This is a genomic window from Rhodococcus sp. MT28, from assembly GCF_058792695.1.
On sequence record NZ_JBXAFD010000002.1, the window covers coordinates 576,638 to 600,075 of the forward strand.

Below are 23,438 nucleotides of genomic sequence, written 5' to 3' on the forward strand. Positions count from 1 at the left end.
GGATGTCCAGACCACGACCTCACTCTCGGTTCCGGCGACTGCCGTCACGGGTACTGCGGTTGATCTGACGGCGACGGTTGCTCCGAACAACGCTGTCGGTACGGTGCAGTTCAAGTCGAACGGTGCGGCGATCGGCTCGCCGGTGACAGTCTCCGCGGGTGTTGCGACACTGAGCCATTCGTTCGATGCTGCTGGTGCACAAAGTGTTACGGCTGACTTCACTGCCGGTGCAGGCTTCGTCAGCTCCTCGGCGTCGGCTCAGGCGGTGACGGTGTCTGATCCGGCTCCGGTGGATGTGGTGACGACGACGTCGCTCTCGGTTCCCGCGACGGCGGTTACGGGTACGGCGGTTGATCTGACCGCTACCGTGGCTCCGAACAATGCGGTGGGTTCGGTGCAGTTCAAGTCGAACGGCACGGCAATCGGTGCACCGGTGACGGTGTCCGGTGGCACCGCGACGCTCTCGCATTCCTTCGATACTGCTGGTGCTCAGAGTGTTACGGCTGACTTCACTGCCGGTGCAGGGTTTGTGAGTTCGTCGGCGTCGGCTCGCACGGTGACGGTCTCTGATCCGGCTCCGGTGGATGTCGAGACGACGACGTCGCTCTCGGTTCCCGCGACGGCGGTTACGGGTACGGCGGTTGATCTCACCGCGACGGTTGCTCCGAACAACGCGGTGGGTTCGGTGCAGTTCAAGTCGAACGGCACGGCAATCGGTGCACCAGTCACGGTGTCCGGTGGTACCGCGACCCTCTCACATTCCTTCGATGCCGCTGGCGCGCAGAGCATTACCGCGAATTTCACCGCTGGTGCCGGATTCAAAAACTCGGTTGCGAGTGCGAAGTCAGTTCAGGTCAGTGTTGCCGACCAGGAATCCGTCGTCGAACTGAATATTCCGACCGACGCCAAAACTGGTGTGGCGACCGACTTGTGGGCAACCGTCCGAACGTCGTCGGATGATGCTGTCGGCGTCGGAACCGTGCAGTTCTACGACGGTGGCGTCGCGATCGGCGGTCCTGAAGCGGTTACGGCCGGCGCTGCGGGCCTGACGCATTCGTTTACCTCTGCGGGTGCGCACAGCATCACTGCGGTCTATTCGGGAGGAGCCGGTGTAGTCGGATCCTCGGCCCAGGCGCGGACGGTGAATGTAACGGACCCTGCGCCTTCGGATGTCACCACGGAGACTGTGGTGACGGTGCCTGGTGATGCCGTGGTGAACAAGTCGGTGACCCTGTCGGCGACTGTCAGTTCGGTGCAGAACGGTGGAACGGTGCAGTTCATGGATGGGGATACTCCGATCGGTGACGCTGTTGCAGTGGTCAACGGGATCGCGGCGCTGAACCACACCTTCACCACAACTGGCGCGCATTCGATTTCGGCAATCTACAGTGGCGCAGCCGGATTCACAGGCTCCACCTCGACGGCCCACGCAATTCAGGTCAAGGCTGCAACCGGTGGTGGCACGGGCAGCCTCGGTTCAGGCAGCGCTGGCTCGAGCGATTTCCTTCCCTTCGGTTCCTGACCGAAGCAGTTCAGGTCGCGGCCCCGAGGCAATATCCCTCGGGGCCGATCGACAGGGTGAACTGCATCGAGCGCGAGTTACCGGTTCCGTCGCTGACGGGCAGGGTGACACGGACGTAGTCGCCGCGAACCGGAGTGACTGTTGCAGCGTCGGCGTCGAAAGACTTGATACCGGCCAGCTGATTCGGATCGAGCTTGAGAGGCGGCTGGCCGGTTGCGCCGGTGCCGTCCGGATCCCACGGGCTGTTGCCGGGGCAGATCAGTGGATAGAACGTCTCGACGTCGCGGGTATTGACCGGCCGTCCCGTGGCGCGTGAGAGAAACCTGACGACGGCGTGGGAAGCGTCGGCCGCGGTGTAGAAGTTTGATTGCCCCGCAGGGAAGACGAACGGGCACGCATAGCCGGAAGCGATCTCCGAGCGCTTGGCGGCGACGGAGAGTCCGCCGCCGCTCCACGTGACCGCGTACTGGCCGTCGACGCCTGGTGCGGCGATGGCCGTCAAGATGGCGGGAACATCCGAGTATCGGTCGGCGATCGTTGTGGGCGGCATCGTCCAGCATGCGTTCGTGAGCGCGTCCACGTCCAAGGACACCAGGTCCGTTGCCCAAGCTGCCAAGGCCGGCGCAGCAGCCGGATTGCCGGGCACGTCACCAACCGGAGGTGGCGCGACCGGCGCAGCGGGCGCAATTGTGGTCGTGGGTGCGAGAGTGGTTGTCGTCGTGGTTTCAGTCGTCGGCGGAGACGGTTCGTCCGTCAGGATTCCCGTCCGTCCGTCGTCCTCACATGCGGTTATCGCCAACGTCATGGCGAGTGCGACTGCCCCCACTGCCGCTCGTCCTGCCGACTTCATTCGTTCGTACGCCCCTTTTGCGACATTCTGACCAACATCCACCCCAGAACTGCTGCGGGTCAGATCACGGATTCCCGTCTACGCTAGCGAACTGTGGATCCCGTTTACAGAACAGTCATCGGCATCGCCCGTACCGTCTTCGCTTTCGAGGGCCTGAAGTTCTCCGTCAAGGGAGAGCAGAACATCCCGGCGTCCGGTGGCGCCGTGATCGCGATCAACCACACCGGGTACATGGACTTCACGTATGCGGGACTGCCGGCACGGACCCCGAAGCGCTACATCCGGTTCATGGCCAAGAAAGAGGTCTTCGACAACAAGATCTCCGGACCGATCATGCGGGCCCTCAAGCACATCCCGGTCGACCGCGGCGCGGGCGCCGACTCCTACAAGGCGGCCGTAGATTTCCTGAAGCGCGGCGAATTGGTGGGCGTGTACCCCGAAGCCACGATCAGTCGGAGCTTCGAGATCAAGGAATTCAAGTCCGGCGCCGCCCGCATGGCGATCGAGGCGGGCGTCCCGATCGTTCCCGTCGTCATCTGGGGCGCTCAGCGCGTGTGGACGAAGGGTTATCCGAAGCGTTTGGGCCGCACCAACACTCCCATCTCCATTGCCGTCGGCGAGCCGATTGCACCTTTCGAGCCGGCGAGTGAGCTGACGGCGAAGCTGCGGTCGACGATGCAGGAGTTGCTGCTCGATCTGCAGAAGAGCTACGACCATCCCGCCGGCGAGTACTGGGTGCCGGCCCGCCTCGGTGGCAGCGCGCCGACGCTCGAGCAGGCCGACAAGATGGATGCCGACGAGGCTGAGGCGAAAGCCAAGGCTCGCGAGGCGCGGAAGTCCGAAGGCTGACCGATGTCCTTCGAACCCGTTTACACCGCTGTCGAGGTAGTCGCGCGTGGTCTGAGCGGTTTCCAGGGCGTGAAAGTCACCCGCACCGGGACGGAGCACGTCCCGGTGTCCGGCGGTGCCGTCATCGCGATCAACCACACGAGTTGCCTCGATTTCATACCGGCGGCCCTGGCGGTCGGCACCGCGAAACGCAAGCTCAGAGTGATGGCCAAGGCTGAGCTGGCGGACAACAAGGTCCTCGGCTTCCTCATGCGTGGATGCGGCGTCATCGAAGTGGACCGCTCCGCCGGAGCGCAGGCGTATCGAGCCGGAGTCGACGCCCTGAAACGGGGCGAACTGGTGGGCGTCTACCCGGAGGCGACGATCAGCCGGAGCTTCGAGATCAAGGAAATGAAATCCGGAGCAGCTCGGATGGCCATCGACGCCGGCGTTCCGATAATTCCGCTGATCGTCTGGGGCGCCCAGCGGATCGTCACCAAGGGCGGACCGAAAAATCTGGGCCGCAATCATTTCCCGATCTCGGTGGAGGTGGGTGCACCGATCGATCCGGTCGAGCCCGCCGAAGCGTTGAGCGAGATTCTGCGCATCGAGATGGATGCAATCCTGCGCCACGTGCAGGACGGGTTCGTGCACGAGCCCGGGGCGTACTGGGTGCCGCGCCGACTCGGCGGTGGCGCACCGACGCCGGAGGAAGCTGCGGCCATGGACGCACAGGAACGCGCGAAGCGGGCGCGCTGAGCGAGACCGTCGTACCGGGCAGGCACAATGGCGGTGTGAGCCCAGACCGTCGTATCAGCCCTGACCGCCCAACCTTGGTTGCGACCGATGTCGACGGCACCCTCATCGATCACGACGAGTTGGTCAGTGCCCGCACCCGCGCCGCCGTGCATGCCGTCGTCGAATCCGGCACGCCGTTCCTGCTGGCAACCGGGCGTCCTCCGCGATGGATTTCGCCCGTCGTCGAGGGCTTGGGATACGCGCCACTCGCCGTCTGCGCCAATGGAGCCGTTGTCTACGACAGCTACGCCGACCGCGTCCTCAGCGCCGCGACCTTGTCGGTCGACGCACTCACCGAACTCTCCGAGCTGGCACTGGTTGCACTCCCGGGCGCAGGTTTGGCCGCGGAACGAGTAGGGGAGAGCGCACATGACGCCGCCACCCCACAATTCGTCAGCTCACCGGACTACGAACATGCCTGGCTCAACCCGGACAACACCGAGATGTCCGAGGACGAAGTGCTTGCGGCGCCGGCCGTCAAACTCCTGATTCGCCGTCCAGGCATGACCAGCACGGCGATGTACGACACGCTCGCTCCGCACGTCGGTGCGCTCGCCGACATGACGTACTCCACCGAGAACGGACTGATCGAACTCTCGGCGCCGGGCATCACGAAGGCGTCGGGCCTGGTTGCTGCCGCGGAGAGGTTCGGCTTCGACCTGTCGGGTCTGGTGGCCTTCGGAGACATGCCCAACGACATCCCGATGCTGGGGATGGCACGCCTCGGCGTTGCCATGGGCAACGCTCACCCCGAAGCCAAAGCCGCAGCCGACGAGGTCACCGACACCAATTCGGCACACGGGGTCGCAAAAGTCCTCGAGCGCTGGTGGTCGTAGAACCCACCAGCGCCCGAGGACGTGTACTGCTCGAGTGTCAGCCGACAGGCGCGCTGTTGGCCATTTCCTGGGCAAAGGTCTCGTTGTAGGTCTTGAGGACCTTCGTGACCATGCCGGTGATCTGGTTGAAGATCAGCGAACCGTTCTCGAAGTCACTGCGCAGGCCGTCCGGGATCGAGTACTCGTCCGAGATCGGCAATCCCAGTTCACCCGCGTCGGAACCGAAACTCTGCCACGACTTGAAGATCTCGCCGAGCACGGTGAACACTCCGCCGTTCGGCGAGGTGTAGACAGCGCCGTTCTGGAACAGCGCACCCTGGTTGCCGAGCTTCGCCTGCAGAATTCCGGACAGTGCCTGGCCGAGGCGTCCGATCTCGCCACCTTCGGCGATCCACTTCTGCGCGAGCGGTGAATTGTCGGTGATCTGCAGAATCTGGGTGACCAGATCCGGGATCGACGAACCGGTGCCACCGGTGACCGTGTCGACCGGAGTGGTCGGCTTGGGCGCAGGCGTCGACGGATTGGAAGGGTTCGAGGGGTTCAACGTTCCCCCGATGTTCGCGGCCGCGATGTTCCGGATGTCGTTCATGTGTGCGTATGCGGCATCACCCGGGCACGCGGTGTTTCCGACGTCGCGGTGGGCGAAGATGATCGGCAGATCGACTGCTGCGCCCTGCGGGTACGGCGTGAACTCGGTGCCCTCGGAGTACATCGTCGTTCGGCCCTTGGGATCGAGTCCGGCCATGCCGAGCTTCCAACCGAGGAACTTGCCGACGGCGTTGAGCGTCGCCTGCGAAGGCTCGACGGTGGAGTAGTCGCCCATCATCGCGATACCGGTGGTGTTCTCGTTGAATCCACCCGCGTGTGCACCCTGAACTGCCTTGTCGAGTCCGCCTGCGCGGCCTTCGAAGGTCTGACCGTACTTGTCGACGAGGACGTTGTATCCGACGTCGCACCAGCCGAGCGTCTGTGCGTGGTAGGCATAGATCGAGCGGACGATGCCGGCCGATTCGGCCTTCGTGTAGTTGTTGCTACCTGCGGTGTGGTGAACGGTCGCGCCACCGATGAAGTCGTCGTAGGTGGGGGAGTCGCAGCGAAGTGACTCGTCTGCTCCCCACTGAGCACGGGTGATGACGGACGGTCCGCTGCCGCCGAGCGGCGCTGCGACGGCCTGCAGATTGCTGTCTGCCTCGCTGGCACCCGGGTCGATCAACACGGCGGTGACGGCATCTGCTGCCGTCGTCACCTGGCGAAGCGGCTTGGACACCGAAGCGGGTGTGTACCCGAGTTCGCCGGTGGCTGCGGGTGCTTCAGCGGGGGCAGCTTCCGGAGCGGGCGCGGGGGCAGCTTCCGGAGTCGGGGCCGGCACAACCTCGGCTGCGGGAGCAGCGGCACCCTGCGGCGTGAGGATCTGGATGGACTTGGTGGCGCCGACGAAGACCGGTTCGGTGGCGGTACCGGAGTTGGTGGCCTGATCCGAACTGGCGGAGTCGATGGCGTCAGGGGTGAACCACGGGCCCCAGGTGCCGTCTTCGGCCAGGGCGCGGACCTTGGACTGCGCCGAGGCGATGGTGTCCGAGGTCAACGCGACCATGCTGAACGGAGTGTCGCGGGTGACTTCCTTGACCACGGCACCTGGCTCTTCCTCGGAAGGAACCGGAGCGGTTTCGGTCGGGGCGCCGGGAGCAGCGGGTGCCGGGAACAGCTCGGTCGGCAGCGTGATCCCGGGAGGTAGCGGGATTTCGGTCGGGAGCTTGAGGTTTCTCAGATCACCGAGGTTGATGTCGGGGAGATCGAGACCGGTCAGCTCCTTGACCGGAATGATGATGTCGGGCACCGACGCGAGGAGCACCTCTGCGATCTGGGTCGGCACTGCTACTGACGTCGTCTCGTTCGCGGAACGTACATCGGACGTAGTGCTCGTGAAGCCGTAGACCGCAAAAGGACTTGCGACAGCCACTGCGGCTACAGCCCCGAGTACGAGCGAGGGCTTCGGTCGACGGTGTGGCAAGGGATTACTCCTCGGTTGTAGTTACTTGCGAGCGAACTTCAGGGCCGATGACGGCCGTGAACGGAATCCTTCAAAACCGGATCCGAGCAGGTCGGATGCCATGTTCTGGGGTTGAACTCCAGTTTTCGGACGCGTACGTCTGCAACTCGTGATGCTGATGTGACTCGTGTGACTGGTGTTGCTAACTCCAAACACTCTTGCCACACTAGTCACAAAAGTCCATAACGCTCAACCTTAGGGTGAGACTTTAGTTAAATCGTTGTGGACTGGCCTGCGCGCGAAGTACCGACTTCGCGGACTCGTGAGGCCGGTAGCGATGAGGAGAGCATTGATGGCGAGAAGCGGAAGAAGCGGAACTGCAGGTAAGAAGCCTGTGTCCGGTCGCGCAGGTCGCTTTCTGGTGGGCGGACCCGGGAGGCGAACCTCGCTGATGCGGATCTCGGTCCTCGGTCTCGTTCCGGCTCTTGCGCTCGGCGTCGCGATCGGAGGTTTCACGCAAATCCGCGCTGACGAGCCGTCGATCCTGCACGCCGTCGCTGCCGACACGCAATTCACGCTCTCCGGGCACGGCAACGGACATGGCCGTGGAATGGGCCAGTGGGGCGCTTACGGCTACGCCAAGAACGACGGCTGGTCCGGCGAGCGAATCCTCAGTCACTACTACGGGGGAACCGTCCTGGACTCGATGCCGCCTGCCCAGATGAGTGTGCGGCTCACGGCCCAGGACAACTCGACGCTCGACGTCTACTCCGACGCCGGCCTCGTGGTCAACGGTCAGCGCACCGCGCCCGGCGAGGCTGCCCATCTCACTGCGCTGCCCGGTGGCGGTGCGCAGGTAGTGGTCACCAGCGGGTGTGGTGGCGGGGTTGTCTGGGAAGCGGTCACCGACCATCCGTGGGTGGACCCGGTGGACCTCGGTCCTGATCGACCCGCCGACCAGTTCCTGAAGCTGTGCAACAACGACGCGCCCTATCGAGGCGCCCTCGGCGTAGTGCTCGACAACGGCTCGGCTCGGACAGTCAATCTCCTCGACATGGAGGACTACCTGCTCGGCGTGGTGCCGGTCGAAGCGAAGGCCGAATGGGCCGATTCCGGTGGGGCCGAAGCGCTACGGGCGCAAGCCGTGGCAGCACGCTCGTACGCTGCGACCGAGCATCGCAGCTCGTACGCCGACACCTGCGACACTCAGGACTGCCAGGTCTACGGCGGAGCGGGCAAGGAAGATCCCCGCACCACCGAAGCCGTCCGGTCCACCGCCGGCGCCGTTCTGTCGCGTGACGGCAAGATTGTTGCCACCGAATTCTCCTCGTCCACAGGAGGTTACAGCTCCGGCGGTGAATTCCCGGCCGTCGAGGATCTCGGTGATGCCCTTTCTCCGAATCATGACTGGACAGTAAATCTGACCGCAGGGCAGATTGCGGACGCCTTCGATGTGGGTGAGCTGCAATCGCTCAAGATTCTCTCGCGCAACGGATTCGGTACCGACGGCGGGCGAGTGACGGCAGTCGAGGTAGTCGGAACAGATGCAACTGTTGGCGCCACCGGAATTCAGTTCCGCCAGAAACTCGGCCTGAAATCCGACTGGTTCACCATCGGTGACGGTGCGGGTGTGGTAGTGGCACCGGATTCGGAATCGACAGTGCCGGAATCCAATTCGCCATCCGACGATCCATCGGGTACGGTTACGGAGACGCAGATCGAGAAGAAGTATCGGGAGCTCGGCGGTGAAAGCGGCTCTCTCGGTGCTCCTGCCGGCCCGGAGATGCAGTTGCCCTCCGAAGCGGGCACTTTCCGTGTCTACGAAAACGGAACCATTATCTGGACAAAGGTTTTGGGCGCGCAGGTAGTTGATGCCAACGTGCTCCGCGAGTGGATACCGACGGGCGGAAGCTAGGGGAAGGTCGGTCGGTAGCGACTCGCACGTATCGACTCTGAAGGGTCTCTGCCGTAACCCGGCGGAGGCCCTTCAGGTCGTTCAGGGTTCGTTGGTTGTCGGTCAGATGGTCGGGGCGTCGCCGAGCAGGCGGTACTCGAGCCACAACTCCGCACGTTCCGTGGGGGAGCCGAGGTCGAGTTGGAGAAGGCTCTCGATCCGAGCGAGTCTGCTGCGCAACGTATGCCGATGAATATTCAGCGCTGTGGCTGCGGCGTCGCCCACCCCGTTGTGTGCCAACCACATGGCCAAGGTCCGGTAGAGATCGCTACCGCCCTTCGCTTCCAGAAGCGGGCGCAAGTGTGCCGCCGCGAATGCCGTCGAGCGATCCTGGTCGAGAAATGCGGACAATCCGCTCTCCGAGAGTTCGGCGAACCGCATCGAAGGCAGGTTGCGGGCACCGGCCTCGGCTGCTGCCTGCGCGGCTTGGCGTCTGGCGCGCGAGAGATCGTCCCACCACAGCATGTCCGACACGCCGACGGTGACGTCGATTTCGTTGACACGGGCGAGGATTCGCCCGCTGTCGGTAGCCGAGACGACGGCAATCAGTGCACCGTCGGTGATGCCGAACGCCAGATCGCGGCTGAGGCCATCGAGCAGTGAGACGGACACGCTCTCGAGCAGGCCACTCGGGCCCGCTACGTGGAAGACCTGGAAAGGCTCGACCGGAAATCCTCCCCACAGTTCCCCGGAGATGTTGCGGGCGAGCGCATTCTGTCCCTCGAACAGCTGATGCATCGCAACGGTACGAAGGTGGTTCATCGTCAGCTGTGCGTCTCGGGTTCGAGCCGTCATCAACGTGAGCAGAGACGCGGCTGCGATGACGATGCCCTGATTCAGTGAACCGACGGCGCCGGGGCAGCCGGCGACGAGGTACCCCATCAGCTTTCCCCTCGACGTCAGCAGCGGATGGGAGATGACGTCCTCGTTCTCACTCGTGAGGAAACTGACTTCCATCGGGCGGGCGTCGCGCTCGGGGGCAGTTCGCTCGATTCCGGCGGCCGCGGCGGTGTGTGAGATCTCGACGGTATGTCCGGCCGAGTCCAGCAGAGCCGCCCATCCGCCGATCAATTCCGCCACCCGTCGTACGACTGCCCGGGTGCCGTGGACCGTCACCGCAGCTTGAAGCAGTCGCCGCAGGCTCTGGTAATTGCTGCGCAGCGCTTTCATGTCGTCGTCGGATTGCGCCTTCGACACCGCTTTGGTCAGGGCGATGAAAGGTGTTCGCAATGGGACGTCGAGAAGGGGCACACTGAAACGGGTGGCCGCATCCACCAGAGTCTGTGGCGCCTGCTCGTATCCGAGGCCGGTTCCGAAACCGATTCCGGCAATTCCGGCCGCCACCAGGGTCCGTACGAATCGGGTCGTTTCCGCGGCCGTCGTCGGTAGTGACACCCCGGTGATGAGTAGTAGTTCACCGCCGTCGAGGAAGGGCGTCGGGTCGGGAAGTTCGGAGACATGTGCCCAGGTCAGGGTGCGATCGAGCTGGTCGTGCCCAGCCAGGACGCGAAGGCCGAACTGTTCGGTCGCACAAAGCTGGCGGAGCGTGATGGGCATGAGTCCAGTCTGACACCTCGAACTCGCCACTTTGTAGTGCCTGCGGTCACGTTTGTACAAAGTGGAGCCTGACGCGAGCTTGCCGAAGGTCCGACACTGGCGCTATCGAAAATGCGCTCCGGATAGAGCGCCACCGAGATCCACGTTCCGAACAGCCCACAAGGAGTACTGATGTCCAGTACAGACCAGCCGGCACTTCAGCACACGCTGAAGAAGCGGCATCTGTCGATGATTGCGATCGCAGGCGTCATCGGCGCCGGACTGTTCGTCGGCTCCGGTGTGGCGATCCAGGAGACGGGACCCGGTGTCCTGATTTCCTACGCGCTTGCCGGCGTCGTCGTCATCCTCGTGATGCGCATGCTCGGTGAGATGTCGGCAGCGTCGCCGGAAACCGGCTCGTTCTCCTCGTACGCCGACAAGGCCATCGGCCGCTGGGCGGGCTTCTCGATCGGCTGGCTGTACGCGTGGTTCTGGATCATCGTGCTCGGCATCGAGGCCACCGCCGGTGCCCTCATCATGAATCGCTGGGTTCCGGGGGTTCCCCAGTGGACCTGGGCATTGATTCTGATGATCGTGCTGACGCTGACCAACATCATCTCGGTCAAGTCGTTCGGCGAGTTCGAGTTCTGGTTCGCCTCCATCAAGGTCGTCGCCATCATCGCGTTCCTCGGCATGGGCATCGTGGCGATCTGCGGATGGATGCCCGGCGTCGAAGCACCCGGAATGACAAACCTGACCGGTCACGGCGGCTTCCTGCCGAACGGAACAGGAGCGATGCTCGCCGCAGTCCTTGTGGTCGTGTTCTCGTTCTTCGGGGCCGAAATCGCCACGATCGCAGCCGGTGAATCGGCCAACCCGCTCGAAGCTGTTCGCGCAGCCGTCAAATCCGTCGTCTGGCGAATTCTCATCTTCTACATCGGCTCGATCGCGGTGGTCGTCACTCTGCTTCCCTGGGACAGCGCGTCGGTTGCACTCAGCCCGTACGTCGCCGTCATGGACTCCTACGGCATTCCGGCCGCGGGCAACATCATGGACGTCGTCGTCCTCACGTCGGTTCTGTCCTGCCTCAACTCCGGTCTCTACACCGCGAGCCGCATGATCTTCTCCCTCGCCGGCCGCGGCGACGCCCCCAAGTCGCTCTCACGTATCGAGAAGACCGGCGTCCCGATGCGCGCTGTCCTGGTCTCGACGATCGTCGGCTTCCTGACCGTCGGCATGAACTACCTCTCCCCGGACAAGGTCTTCCTGTTCCTGGTCAACTCCTCCGGTGCGATCGCGCTGTTCGTCTGGCTGGTCATCTCGGTGTCCCAGCTGCGCACCCGCCGCAAGCTCGAAGCTTCGGGCCAGGAGCTGGAACTCAAGATGTGGTTCTTCCCGTACCTGACCTACGCCACGATCGCCGCCATCATCGCGCTCTGCATCGGCATGCTCACCCTGGACTCGACGCGCAGCCAGATGATCGTGTCCCTGGGACTTGCAGCGATCCTCGTGGGTATCGGGCTCTACCGCTACCGGAACCACAAAGACACCGACGCCGACGCCGAGGTCGCGCCCGTCGCCGAGAGCGCTCCCACACCCTGACACCAACGTCCCCATCTGCGAGATACTTCGATGTCCTAGTATCGGCCACGGACAGAGAAATCGACGTGAGCACAGCAGATGGGGACAATCATGACCACACCCGAACCGATCGTCATCGTCGACGGGGCCAGGACCCCCGTCGGTAGCTTCGGCGGCGTCTTCAAGGACGTACCCGCGCACGAGCTGGGCGCCGCAGCAGCCAAGGCCGCGCTGAGCCGCGCCGGCGTTGCGCCCGAAGACATCGACGAGGTCGTCATGGGCTGCATCGGCCAGGTCGGCCCGGACGCCTACAACGCACGCCGCGTCGGCATCGCCGCCGGACTGCCCGAGAACGTCCCCGCCTACACCGTCAACCGCCTCTGTGGCAGCGGTCTGCAGGCTGTGTGGTCTGCGGCGATGCAGATGCGATGGGGCGCAGCTGCCATCACGCTCGCCGGCGGTGACGAGAGCATGTCTCGCATGCCCTTCTACGACTTCGCCGCCCGCTCGGGCTACAAGCTCGGCGATCGCAGCCTCGTCGACGGCACCGTCGCGATGCTCACCGACCCGTTCAGCAAGGCCCACATGGGCCGCACTGCCGAAGCCGTCGCCCGTAAGTACGGCGTCAGTCGCGAGCAGCAGGACGAGTTCGCCGTCGAATCTCAGCGCCGTGCCGCTACCGACGCAGCGAAGGCGGCATTCGCCGAGGAAATCACTCCCGTCGAGACCGGTGGTCGGCGCTCCGTCACCGTCACCGAGGACGAGCATCCCAAGCCCGGAACCACCGTCGAAACCCTCGCCAAGCTGCGCCCCGCATTCGAAGAGGGCGGATCCGTCACCGCCGGTAACGCGTCGGGCATCAACGACGGCGCCGGCGCACTCGTCCTCGCGACGGGCACCGAGGCAGCCAAGCGCGGTCTCACCGGACTGGTCACGCTCGAAACCGTCACGACGGCAGCCATGGAGCCCGGCCTGATGGGCTACGCTCCCGTGCTCGCTCTCGAAAAGCTCTTTGCACAAACAGGATTGAAGCCTTCCGACATCGGCACCGCCGAGGTCAACGAGGCGTTCGCTTCGCAGGCCATCGCCGTCATCCGTGACAGTGGCCTGGATCCGGAGAAGACCAACCCGTACGGCGGAGCGATCGCCCTCGGACACCCGGTCGGCGCCACCGGAGCCATCCTGACCCTGCGTGCGGCCCGCGACATGGTCCGCCGCGACCTCGAATTCGGCATCGTCACCATGTGCATCGGCGGCGGTCAGGCACTCGCTGCCCTGCTGAAGCGGGTCTGATCATGGCGACCAAGCGCAAGCCGTCGTGGCACGACGACGAGATCACCGCAGTAGCCGAACTGGCCCGTGGTTTCTTCGATCGTGAACTGATCGCCAAGCGTGAGCAGTGGGACGCTCAGCATCGCGTCGACCGGTCCGTGTGGCTCGAAGCCGGCAAGCTCGGCCTGCTGTGCTGCTCGATTCCCGAGGAATACGGCGGGGGCGGTGGAACTTTCGCGCATGATCTCGCTGTCTTCGAGGCGCAGGGCTACTGCGGTGACTATGCGCTCGGTAACTCCGTGCACAGTGGCATCGTCGCCCACTACGTGCTCGAATACGGAAGCGAAGAGCAGAAGAAGGCCTGGCTGCCAGGTATGGCGACGGGCGAAATCCTCGGCGCCATCGGAATGACCGAGCCCGGAACAGGTTCCGACCTCAAGGCAATCACCACCTCCGCGATCCGTGACGGTGACCACTACGTAGTGAACGGGTCGAAGACCTTCATCACCAATGGTGGCAGCGCAGACATGATCGTGCTTGCCGTCAAGACCGACCCCAAGGCGGGCGCCAAGGGTGTCTCGCTCCTGATCGTGGATCTTCGTGACTGCGAAGGCTTTGCGGTCGGCCGCGTGCTCGACAAGGTCGGTCAGCATGGCGCCGATACGTCGGAGCTGTCCTTCACCGACGTTCGCGTTCCCGTCTCGAACCTCCTCGGTGAGTCCGAGGGGCTCGGCTTCGGTCAGTTGATGGCGCAGCTGGTGCAGGAACGCCTCATCATCGGCGCGCAGGCCATCGGCACCATCGAGCGTGCAGTCGAGGAGACCGTCGCATACACCAAGGCGCGTCAAGCGTTCGGGCACAGCCTCTTCGAGTTCCAGAACACCGCCTTCGAGCTGGCCGAGTGCCAGACGATCGCACGCACCTGCCGTGTCTTCCTCGACAACTGCATCGAGGATCACCTCAACGGCGAGCTGGACGGCGCAGACGCCGCGATGGTCAAGTACTGGCTCACCGAGCAGCAATGCGCCGTCGTCGACCGGTGCGTGCAGCTCTACGGCGGATACGGCTACATGCGTGAATACCCGATCGCGCGCATGTACGAGGACTCCCGCGTCCAGAAGATCTACGCCGGCGCCAACGAAGTGATGAAGGGCATCATCGCGAAGAGTCTTTGATCACCGGCGTCGAAAACCATTGACACCGACCAGGCACCCACCGAGCATTTCGGTGGGTGCCTTTGTGTGTGCCCACAAGCGGTATCGAGCTGTTCGGAAGGCAAACACTGATGAGCTTCACCATCGACGTCGGGTCGGCACGCGTCACCCAACTGACAGAGCTGGCGCACTGGCCGTTTCCGCCGCGAGAGCTCTTTCCCCAGGCGAGTGAGGCCGAGATCAGTGAAGCGTCGGCGCGGCTGGCACCGGAGTTCTTCGACGAGGGTAGTGGTGACCTCGTGCTTGCCATCCACACCTACCTGGTGGAGATCGGCGGCAAGGCCGTCGTCGTCGACACCGGTAACGGCAACAGCAAGCACCGGCCGAACCTCTTGCCGCATCACATGTTCGGTACCGACTACCTCTCACGCTTCGCAGCCACCGGTGTGTCCGTCGACGACGTCGATCTGGTGGTCAGCACACATCTGCACCCTGACCACTGTGGCTGGAACACCGCCCTCGACGCCGAAACCTGGCGGCCTACCTTCCCCCGCGCGACCTACATTTTCGATCGCACCGAACTGGCCGCGCTCCAACAACTCGCCGCCGACGGTCCACACGAAGGAGTGGTCTCGGATCTGGCGCAGACCTTCGAGGACAGCGTCCGTCCCGTTCTGGACGGGGCGAAGTGGGAGGCGGTCGACGACGGCCACGTCCTGGCCGAGTCCGAAGGCACACGCGTCGTCGTTCGCAGCGCGCCCGGCCACACGCCGGGTCACATCGTGATCGAGATCCGCACTGCCGACGGCGGCGCCGTCATCGCCGGCGACGTGATCCACCATCCGATCCAGTTTCTGTACCCGGACCTCAGCCAGGGCGGCGACGCGGATCCCGAGATCGCCAGGGTCACCCGCCGCGAACTTCTCGAACGCTGCGCGTCGGAGGGACTGCTTCTACTTCCCGCACACTTTCCGGTCGACGAACCGATCACGGTTCGGTTGAACGAGGACGATCGCCCGATGGCACCTTCGATATATGTTGCGAGGCCTGCATAGAATGGGCCAATGCCTGCGACCGAATCGACGCCATCGCTCTCCGGCAGGCCGCTTTCGAGTCGGATCGGATACGGCTTGGTCAAAGCCGCACTCCGCGTGAGGCAGTCGTACGCGGAGGCTTTGTCTCGCGTCGGACTGCTGCCCAATCATCACGCCATTCTCAGCACACTCGATGAACTCGGCCCATGCCATCAAAAGGAGCTTGCTTCCCGAGTGGTGGTCGACCCCGGTGACATCGTTGCCTATCTCGACAGTCTGCAGGAGTCGGGATACGTTGTGCGCGAACGTGATCAATCTGATCGGCGTAGGCAGGTCGTTTCGATCACGGACTCCGGAGTAGCGAAGTTGATCGAGGGTGATGCGGCCCTCGACGCCGTCGAGCAAGAGGTCTTCGAGTCGTTGACCGATCGGGAACGTGAGACATTGACGGTCGTATCCGCCAAGCTCACGGGGCCGACGGCGCGGCCGTCAGAGGCCTGATGATTCCGGGTACTCTTTTGCTCGTCTCGGCTGGACGCTTGTGGCCCCAGTAACTCGGTTGGTTGTAAGTTCTTGCCACCCAACTCAGATCGTCGACGGTGAGACCACCGAACCCGTACTCGATCTGCAGACCGGACGGGCTGCCGATGTAGATCGACGTCATCAGGTCATTGGTGTGGCGCCCCAGCGTTTGCATGACCTCGGTGTCGTGGCTGTCGAGAAGATCGATCAGGCGTCCGAGATCGTCCATGCATTCGACTTCGAGCATGAGGTGGTTGAAGCCGACGTGGCCGGGATATTCGGCCAGCGCAAGTGAATGATGACGCCCGTTGACGTGATAGAAGCGCACGGTGAATTGGTCGTTGGTGATCCGGTCCGATAGTCGGAAACCCAGCACATCCACGTAAAACTTGTTGGCTTCCTCGATATTCGGTACCTGTAAAACGATGTGGCCCAGGCCTTGATCTCCGGTCACGAATCCGCCGCGCATGACACGACCCGGTGTGAACGACAGTGGCGTCGATGCCTTTCCCCACGAAATCTCGTGTCGAGTTCCCCATGGGTCGGTGAACCACACGAGTTCGGCGACTTGCCGCTCGGCGAGCAGGTCGGGATTGCCGTCGTGCAGCATGATGCCGCTCCGGTCGAGGTGCGCGGCAAACGAGTGAAGATCGGATTCATTGGCCATTGCCCAACCGGCGTACAGGAATTCGTCTACCTTGCCGGGGTGGACGGCAATTCGATAGTTGACGTCGTCTACTGCGAGCCGGATTGCGCCATCCGGCCCGTCTGGTGACAGTTTCGCGCCCAGAAGTCCGGTTCCGTACTTTCTCCAGTCCTGAGCCCTGGGTGACGCGACTCCGATATACGACAGTTCCTGGATCACGATGATCTCCCTCGAATGCACTTGATGGTTGCTGTTCCCAAAATATAAGCAGTGTGACCAATGATTGGCAAGACAATCGTTGGTTTTGCCAAGCAATTTGTGAGTGGCAGCCGCCAGTGATGCTGAAATCAGGAAACGGGGGCCATAGTCCCTGGTGACGCATCCAACCCTCGGCTTCCGAACAGGTCCGATACCCTGGTTCATCGTGACCGCTGCAAATTCAGAGACCGCCCGTGCCCAGTACGACCTGATCGTCGTCGGTTCGGGATTCTTCGGGCTGACCATCGCCGAGCGTGCCGCTACCCAGCTGGGTAAGCGCGTGCTGGTGCTGGATCGCCGTCACCACCTGGGGGGAAACGCATACTCGGAGGCAGAGCCGGAGACCGGCATCGAGGTCCACAAGTACGGTGCCCACCTGTTCCACACCTCCAACAAGAAGGTCTGGGACTACGTCACCCAGTTCACGGAGTTCACGAACTACCAGCACCGCGTCTTTGCGCTGCACAAGGGGCAGGCGTATCAGTTCCCGATGGGACTCGGTCTCGTGTCGCAGTTCTTCGGTCGGTACTTCACTCCCGAAGAAGCACGCGCCCTCATCGCCGAACAGTCCAGCGAGATCGATTCGAAGGACGCCTCCAACCTCGAAGAGAAGGCGATCTCCCTGATCGGGCGCCCGCTCTACGAAGCGTTCGTGCGTGACTACACAGCTAAGCAGTGGCAGACCGACCCCACCGAGTTGCCCGCCGCGAACATCAGCCGCCTGCCGGTCCGCTACAACTTCGACAACCGCTACTTCAACGACACGTACGAGGGCCTGCCCGTCGACGGCTACACGGCGTGGCTCGAGAACATGGCGAAGGATCCGAAGATCGAGGTCCGCCTCGACACCGATTACTTCGACGTCCGCGACGAACTGCGCACCGCCAGCCCCGACGCCCCTGTCATCTACACGGGCCCGCTCGACCGCTACTTCGACTACTCCGAAGGTGCACTGGGATGGCGCACCCTCGATTTCGAGACCGAGGTTCTGCCCACCGGAGACTTCCAGGGCACCCCGGTCATGAACTACAACGACGCCGACGTGCCGTTCACCCGTATCCACGAGTTCCGTCACTTCCATCCGGAGCGCGAGTACCCGACCGACAAGACCGTCATCATGCGTGAGTTCTCACGTGCCGCGGAGGCGAAGGACGAGCCGTACTACCCGATCAACACTCCAGAGGATCGCGAGAAGCTCTCCGCGTACCGCTCACGCGCCAAGAAGGAGACCGCGGAGAACAAGGTCCTCTTCGGTGGGCGTCTCGGCACCTACCAGTACCTGGACATGCACATGGCGATCGCCAGCGCGCTGACGATGTTCGAGAACACCCTGCGCCCGCATCTCGAAACGGGTGCGGAATTGGCAGGGGAGAGCGAATGAACGCACGTCATCTACTCGAAGGCGAAGATGCCGTCAGCGGCGACGAGGTGACCTACCTCGGCAAGTCCCTGCTTCAGCGGATCATCCTGCCCCGCGCCGGTGAGCCGCTCGACGTCCGCACGTTGTACTTGGAAGAGTCCTGGTCCAACAGTCGGCGGGCGCACTCGACCTCGCGCACGTCGGTAGCGCTCGGCGCCGAGACCGAGGTCTCGTTCGCCACGTACTTCAACGCGTTCCCTGCCAGCTACTGGCGTCGATGGTCCATCCTGAAATCGGTGGTCCTTCGTCTCGAGCTGTCCGGCCACGGCCGCGTCGACATCTACCGTTCCAAGGCGGATTCCTCGCGAATTCACGTGGAAGGCAAGGAATTTGCCGACGGCGATGCCGCGGTCGAGTTCGAGGTGGAACTGGCGCCGTTCGAGGACGGTGGCTGGATCTGGTTCGACATCACCACCGATACGGCAGTGGTCGTCGAGAGCGGCGGCTGGTACGCGCCCGTCGAGGCTCCCGGCGAAGCGACTGTCGCCGTTGGTATTCCGACGTTCAACCGTCCGACCGACGCGGTCAAGGCGCTTGCTGCACTGGCTTCGGATCCGCTGGTGTCGGACGTGATCAAGGCCGTCATCATGCCGGATCAGGGCACCCGCAAGGTGCGTGACGAACCCGGATTCGCCGAAGCTGCTGCAGCGCTCGGTGATCGGCTCGCCATTCACGATCAGGGCAACCTCGGCGGCTCGGGCGGATACAGCCGAATCATGTACGAGGCACTCAAGACGACGCAGTGCCAGCACATCCTGTTCATGGACGACGACATCGAGATCGAACCGGACTCGATTCTGCGTGCGCTTTCATTCTCGCGCTTCGCGAAGTCGCCGATGCTGGTGGGTGGGCAGATGCTCAACCTGCAGGAACGAAGCCACCTCCACGTGATGGGTGAAGTGGTCGACCGCGGCATCTTCATGTGGACCGCGGCACCGAACGTCGAATACGACCACGATTTCTCGAAGAAGCCGCTGCGCGAATCGAAACTCCTGCACCGCCGCATCGACGTCGACTTCAACGGCTGGTGGATGTGCATGATCCCGCGCCAGGTCGCCGAAGAAATCAAGCAGCCGCTACCGCTTTTCATCAAGTGGGACGACTGCGAATACGGTTTGCGCGCAAAGAAAGCCGGATACCCGACCGTCACTCTGCCCGGTGCCGCGATCTGGCACATGGCGTGGAGCGACAAGGACGACGCCATCGACTGGCAGGCGTACTTCCACCTCCGTAACCGTCTGGTGGTGGCCGCGCTCCACATGCCGGGCAACGGCCGTGGCCTCGTGGTCAACACGGTGAAGGCAACGCTCAAGCACCTGCTGTGCCTCGAGTACTCCACCGTCGCGATCCAGAACAAGGCCATCGCGGACTTCCTCGCCGGACCCGAGCACGTCGCGAACATGCTGCCGACGGCACTCGGTGAGGTCCACGCCCAGCGCAAGGAATTCTCCGACGCCGTCGTACTGCCGTCGTCGACTGCGTTGCCGCTGCCCTCCGGTGCGGATGTCGGAGACGTGAGCCTGCCGCTGTCGACCGTCGCGAAGATCACCCGGGTCCTCAGGGCCGGAGTGCACAACGTGAAGCCGGCCAAGCCGGAACACCTCGAGCGCCCTCAGCTCAATGTTCCGACCATCGACGCCCGTTGGTTCCTGCTCTCGCAGGTCGACGGCGTCACCGTCACCACGGCCGACGGTCGCGGCGTCGTCTACCGCAAGCGAAACCCGAAACTCGCGCTCGAACTGCTCAAGGAAGCAACACGGTTGCGCCGCGAACTCGCCGCCCGTTTCCCCGAGCTCAAGAAGCAGTACCAGGACGCCGTTCCTTCACTGACCAGCACGGAAAGGTGGGAACGTGTCTTCGGCATCTCCTGAAGTACAGATTCTGGCCGGGATTCAGTCGACCGTCGGGCAGCTGCCGGGAGCCGTCAAGGTCGCCCGCGGTATGTCTCACTTCGGTGAGCACTCCCTCGGGTGGATCGCGATCGCTGCCGTCGGAGCTGCTGTGGACAAGCCGCGTCGACGGGAATGGGCCGGAGCAGCCGTCGGAGCATTCGGTGCACACGCCGCCTCCGTGGTGATCAAACGAGTGGTCAGGCGCAAGCGACCTTCCGATCCTTCGGTGCAGGTCAACGTCTCGACACCGAGCAAGCTCAGCTTCCCGTCATCACACGCGACGTCGACGACGGCGGCGGCTGTGCTGATCGGTCGGCTCACCGGGCTACCCTTACCGGCGTTGCTGGTGCCCCCGATGATGCTCTCGCGTCTGGTCCTGGGAGTTCACTACCCGACCGACGTACTCGCCGGAGCGGCACTGGGAGCCGCATCCGCGGCGGTAGTTCGCCGGGTCGAAGAAGCCAGAGCCGAACAGAAATGTGGAGATAAATGAGCGAGGAACCGGCTACGGTCAGCGGACCCCCGAAGTCCCTGCCCGCCGGCATCGTCAAGGCGCTTCGCCCACGTCAGTGGGTCAAGAACGTCCTTGTGCTGGCAGCGCCCATCGCGGCCGGAACCGCCACCGAAGCCGACGTGCTGTTGCCCGTCGCGCTGGCGTTCGTCGTGTTCTGTATGGCGGCATCAGGCATCTATCTCGTCAACGACGCGATGGATGTCGAAGCCGACCGTGCTCACCCCACGAAGCGATTCCGTCCCATCGCGGCCGGCGTTCTACCCGTCAACATCGCCTACGGCATGGCAGTCGTGCTGCTTGCCGGTGCGATCGGGCTGTCCTTCCTGGCCAACTGGCAACTCGCCGTGGTCATGGGCGTGTACATCGTCATCCAGCTCGCCTACTGCTTCGGTCTCAAGCATCAGGCCGTCATCGACATCTGCATCGTCTCGTCCGGCTTCCTGCTTCGAGCGATCGCCGGTGGCGTTGCCGCCGAGATCGATCTCTCGCAGTGGTTCCTGCTGATGATGGCGTTCGGCTCACTCTTCATGGCGGCAGGCAAGCGCTACGCCGAACTGCAGTTGGCCGAGAAGACCGGCGCCAAGATCCGTAAGTCCCTCGAGAGCTACACGATGACGTACCTGCGTTTCGTGTGGACGATGGCAGCGACGACGCTGGTCCTCTGCTACGGACTGTGGGCGTTCCAACAGGACGCCATCAAGGGCACCAACTGGTACGCCATCTCGATGGTGCCGTTCACCATCGCGGTGCTGCGATACGCGGTGGACGTCGACGGCGGCGAAGCCGGAGAGCCTGAGGAGATCGCGCTCGGTGACCGGGTGCTGCAACTCCTCGCGATTGCGTGGATCGGAGTAGTGGGTGTCGCTGTCTACCTCGTCTGAGCCACGCACCGAGGCCGACCCGCACGTCGACACTGCGGCGAATCGCACCACCCTCAGTCGAGGAGTTTTTCTCGGCGGGGTGGTGCTTGCTGCTGCCCTCATGTTCTGGGGTGCGTGGGAGCGTCGCTGGATCGCCGACGACGGACTCATCGTCTTGCGAACCGTCCGCAACCTGCTCGCGGGGAACGGCCCGGTCTTCAACGCGGGTGAGCGTGTCGAGGCGAACACGAGTACCGCGTGGACGTACATCGTCTACGCGTTCAGTTGGCTCACGCAGATCCGTCTCGAATACGTTGTTCTGACGATCGCGCTCGTACTCTCGACTGCTGCCGTCGTGTTGGCGATGCTCGGCACCGGTCGTCTGTACCGCGGCGTTCGGCCGTCGGCGGGCGGAACGATCCTGCTGGTACCGGCAGGTGTTCTCGTCTACATCGCGGTTCCGCCTGCGCGAGATTTCGCCACTTCCGGGCTCGAGACATGCTTGGTGATCTTCTGGATCGCGCTCCTGTGGGTACTGCTCGTTCGGTGGGCGCAGGCGTCGACGCCGTCCACGGCGTCGATCCTGACTCTCTCGTTCGTGGCCGGACTCGGACCACTGGTTCGACCCGAGATGGCGATTCCCGGTGCTGCCGCGTTGATGATGATCGTTCTCTCCGCAGGCCTGACCTGGAAGATTCGCACACTGATCGTCGTCGTCGCCGGACTTGTCCCGGTGGGCTATCAGATCTGGCGAATGGGCTATTACGCCTTGCCGTACCCGAACACCGCGGTGTCGAAGGACGCCGGTGGCGCGAAGTGGGCGCAGGGTTTTGCGTACCTGTGGAACCTGGTCGGGCCGTACCTGCTCTGGTTGCCGTTGCTGTTCCTGCTCATCGGTGCGCTGCTGCTCGTGTGGCGAAGCCGAGCGGACACACCTACCGCTACCGCAGATCAACCCGCACGCCCGCTGTGGCAGCGCTTTCAGCAGTTTCTGCGCACGCCGCGGGCGATTGTCACCTTCATTCTCGGCAGTGGGCTGATCCTCGGGATCTACTCTCTGCGCGTCGGCGGCGACTTCATGCACGGCCGCGTCCTGTTGCCGGTGCTGTTCTGCCTGCTCATCCCGGTGGCGGTCATTCCGTTGCGGGTGCCGGCGCGGGCAGCGTTCGGAAGTAATCGCGACACCGCGATCTTCGGAGTCTCGGCGGTGCTGTGGATCGGCACGATCATCTGGGCCTTCTTCGCCGCGAACACGACGGGTATGCCCGAAGGATCCGTGGTGGGTCGCTCGGGAATCGTCGACGAGCGAGCGTTCTACGCACTCAACACCGGTCACAAGCATCCGATCCTGGCCGAGGACTACCTTGACTATCCGCGAATGCGTGCCATGGTCGAGACCATCGCGCGGACTCCGGAGGGTGGGCTGCTGCTGCCGTCCGCGAGCTACGACTCCTGGTTCGTCGTCCCACCACCCGGACCGATCGAAGAGCCGGCCGAGCACGTCGTCTTCTTCCTCAACCTCGGAATGACGAGCATGAACGTCGGCCTCGACGTTCGGGTGCTCGATCAGATGGGGCTGGCGTACCCCCTGGCAGCTCACACCGAGCGACTCGAGGACGGCCGGATCGGGCACGACAAGAATCTCTATCCGGACTGGGTGGTCGCGGACACGGGAATGATCGACGTTCGACCGTGGCTGCCGTTCTTCCTCGACGAAGACTGGGTTGCGGACGCAAAGCTGGCCATCACCTGCCCGGAAACTCAGGAGCTACTCACGTCGTACCGCTCCGAGCTGACCTGGGCCAGATTCAAACAGAACTTCCAGCAGGCATTCGACTTCGCGAAGTACCGATTCGACCGGGTTCCGGCCTACGAATTGGAACGCTGCGGTCTCGTTCCACCGGAGTCACCCAGGTGATGTGATCAGCATCACCGACTGTTGAGGGTTTGAATATGTCGATTCAGTAACAC

General features: G+C 63.5%; 19 protein-coding genes. 15 read left to right on the forward strand and 4 right to left on the reverse strand.

Features of this window, described 5'->3' with window-relative positions; all coding sequences use genetic code 11:
• Nucleotides 1-1,522, forward strand: a 1,522-nt coding sequence (locus tag AC1Q6C_RS11000; RefSeq protein WP_492666618.1) for an Ig-like domain repeat protein, incomplete at its 5' end; no start/stop codon positions are given.
• A gap of 10 nt (nt 1,523-1,532) precedes the next feature.
• Here the strand turns inward: AC1Q6C_RS11000 and AC1Q6C_RS11005 are convergent.
• A complete protein-coding gene (locus tag AC1Q6C_RS11005; protein WP_042921235.1) occupies nt 1,533-2,372 on the reverse strand; it encodes a hypothetical protein in 840 nt (279 codons plus the stop codon).
• Nucleotides 2,373-2,465: 93 nt separating this feature from the next.
• Here AC1Q6C_RS11005 and AC1Q6C_RS11010 point away from each other — a divergent pair, with 93 nt between their 5' ends.
• From AC1Q6C_RS11010 to AC1Q6C_RS11020, 3 genes are read left to right on the forward strand one after another with little or no spacing between them, the layout of a single operon-like run.
• The gene (locus AC1Q6C_RS11010) at nt 2,466-3,221 is read left to right on the forward strand and encodes a lysophospholipid acyltransferase family protein (protein WP_042921233.1); all 756 of its coding nucleotides are present in this window, start codon (nt 2,466-2,468) and stop codon (nt 3,219-3,221) included.
• Between the two features lie 3 nt (nt 3,222-3,224).
• Entirely contained in the window at nt 3,225-3,959 is a 735-nt protein-coding gene (locus tag AC1Q6C_RS11015; protein ID WP_492666619.1) for a lysophospholipid acyltransferase family protein, read from the forward strand.
• 53 nt (nt 3,960-4,012) lie between these two features.
• On the forward strand, nt 4,013-4,834 hold the full coding sequence (locus AC1Q6C_RS11020) for a Cof-type HAD-IIB family hydrolase (RefSeq protein ID WP_037131235.1): 822 nt from the start codon (nt 4,013-4,015) through the stop codon (nt 4,832-4,834).
• A 37-nt stretch (nt 4,835-4,871) separates the two neighbouring features.
• Here the strand turns inward: AC1Q6C_RS11020 and AC1Q6C_RS11025 are convergent, their stop codons facing one another.
• The gene (locus AC1Q6C_RS11025) at nt 4,872-6,845 is read right to left on the reverse strand and encodes an N-acetylmuramoyl-L-alanine amidase (RefSeq protein WP_030535825.1); all 1,974 of its coding nucleotides are present in this window, start codon (nt 6,843-6,845) and stop codon (nt 4,872-4,874) included.
• A gap of 331 nt (nt 6,846-7,176) precedes the next feature.
• Here AC1Q6C_RS11025 and AC1Q6C_RS11030 point away from each other — a divergent pair, with 331 nt between their 5' ends.
• Nucleotides 7,177-8,739: a SpoIID/LytB domain-containing protein gene (locus tag AC1Q6C_RS11030; RefSeq protein WP_030535824.1), complete on the forward strand. Its 1,563-nt coding sequence runs from the start codon at nt 7,177-7,179 to the stop codon at nt 8,737-8,739.
• 102 nt (nt 8,740-8,841) lie between these two features.
• Here AC1Q6C_RS11030 and AC1Q6C_RS11035 read toward each other — a convergent pair whose 3' ends face one another.
• Nucleotides 8,842-10,335 (reverse strand): PucR family transcriptional regulator, encoded by a 1,494-nt coding sequence (locus tag AC1Q6C_RS11035; protein WP_230359374.1) that lies wholly within the window; start codon nt 10,333-10,335, stop codon nt 8,842-8,844.
• 171 nt (nt 10,336-10,506) lie between these two features.
• Between AC1Q6C_RS11035 and AC1Q6C_RS11040 the strand changes: the two genes are divergently transcribed.
• The 5 genes from AC1Q6C_RS11040 to AC1Q6C_RS11060 all read left to right on the forward strand — a co-directional run bounded on the left by AC1Q6C_RS11040 (nt 10,507) and on the right by AC1Q6C_RS11060 (nt 15,856).
• On the forward strand, nt 10,507-11,916 hold the full coding sequence (locus tag AC1Q6C_RS11040) for an amino acid permease (RefSeq protein WP_042447605.1): 1,410 nt from the start codon (nt 10,507-10,509) through the stop codon (nt 11,914-11,916).
• Between the two features lie 90 nt (nt 11,917-12,006).
• Complete coding sequence (locus tag AC1Q6C_RS11045) at nt 12,007-13,188, forward strand: thiolase family protein (protein ID WP_007731825.1); 1,182 nt, start codon at nt 12,007-12,009, stop codon at nt 13,186-13,188.
• 2 nt (nt 13,189-13,190) lie between these two features.
• Entirely contained in the window at nt 13,191-14,342 is a 1,152-nt protein-coding gene (locus AC1Q6C_RS11050) for an acyl-CoA dehydrogenase family protein (RefSeq protein ID WP_007731824.1), read from the forward strand.
• Nucleotides 14,343-14,452: 110 nt separating this feature from the next.
• Nucleotides 14,453-15,376 (forward strand): MBL fold metallo-hydrolase, encoded by a 924-nt coding sequence (locus AC1Q6C_RS11055; RefSeq protein ID WP_231782824.1) that lies wholly within the window; start codon nt 14,453-14,455, stop codon nt 15,374-15,376.
• Between the two features lie 9 nt (nt 15,377-15,385).
• The gene (locus tag AC1Q6C_RS11060) at nt 15,386-15,856 is read left to right on the forward strand and encodes a MarR family winged helix-turn-helix transcriptional regulator (RefSeq protein WP_054188657.1); all 471 of its coding nucleotides are present in this window, start codon (nt 15,386-15,388) and stop codon (nt 15,854-15,856) included.
• Here the strand turns inward: AC1Q6C_RS11060 and AC1Q6C_RS11065 are convergent.
• The gene (locus AC1Q6C_RS11065; RefSeq protein ID WP_051649533.1) at nt 15,822-16,742 is read right to left on the reverse strand and encodes a VOC family protein; all 921 of its coding nucleotides are present in this window, start codon (nt 16,740-16,742) and stop codon (nt 15,822-15,824) included. The two genes, AC1Q6C_RS11060 and AC1Q6C_RS11065, sit on opposite strands and share 35 nt — an antisense overlap.
• 205 nt (nt 16,743-16,947) lie before the next feature.
• Between AC1Q6C_RS11065 and glf the strand changes: the two genes are divergently transcribed.
• From glf to AC1Q6C_RS11090, 5 genes are read left to right on the forward strand one after another with little or no spacing between them, the layout of a single operon-like run.
• Nucleotides 16,948-18,162: a UDP-galactopyranose mutase gene (gene glf / locus AC1Q6C_RS11070; RefSeq protein WP_007731822.1), complete on the forward strand. Its 1,215-nt coding sequence runs from the start codon at nt 16,948-16,950 to the stop codon at nt 18,160-18,162.
• Nucleotides 18,159-20,072, forward strand: coding sequence for a glycosyltransferase (locus AC1Q6C_RS11075; protein ID WP_007731821.1), 1,914 nt, complete (start codon nt 18,159-18,161; stop codon nt 20,070-20,072). Before glf ends, AC1Q6C_RS11075 begins: the two co-directional genes overlap by 4 nt.
• Nucleotides 20,053-20,586 carry a phosphatase PAP2 family protein gene (locus tag AC1Q6C_RS11080; protein WP_003943893.1) on the forward strand — a complete coding sequence of 178 codons (534 nt, stop codon included), beginning with the start codon at nt 20,053-20,055 and terminating at the stop codon, nt 20,584-20,586. The genes AC1Q6C_RS11075 and AC1Q6C_RS11080 overlap by 20 nt, the downstream gene beginning before the upstream one ends.
• Entirely contained in the window at nt 20,583-21,488 is a 906-nt protein-coding gene (locus tag AC1Q6C_RS11085) for a decaprenyl-phosphate phosphoribosyltransferase (RefSeq protein ID WP_003943808.1), read from the forward strand. The genes AC1Q6C_RS11080 and AC1Q6C_RS11085 overlap by 4 nt, the downstream gene beginning before the upstream one ends.
• Nucleotides 21,466-23,385, forward strand: coding sequence for an arabinofuranosyltransferase AftB family protein (locus AC1Q6C_RS11090; protein ID WP_042921227.1), 1,920 nt, complete (start codon nt 21,466-21,468; stop codon nt 23,383-23,385). Before AC1Q6C_RS11085 ends, AC1Q6C_RS11090 begins: the two co-directional genes overlap by 23 nt.
• The last annotated feature ends 53 nt before the right edge of the window (nt 23,386-23,438 follow it).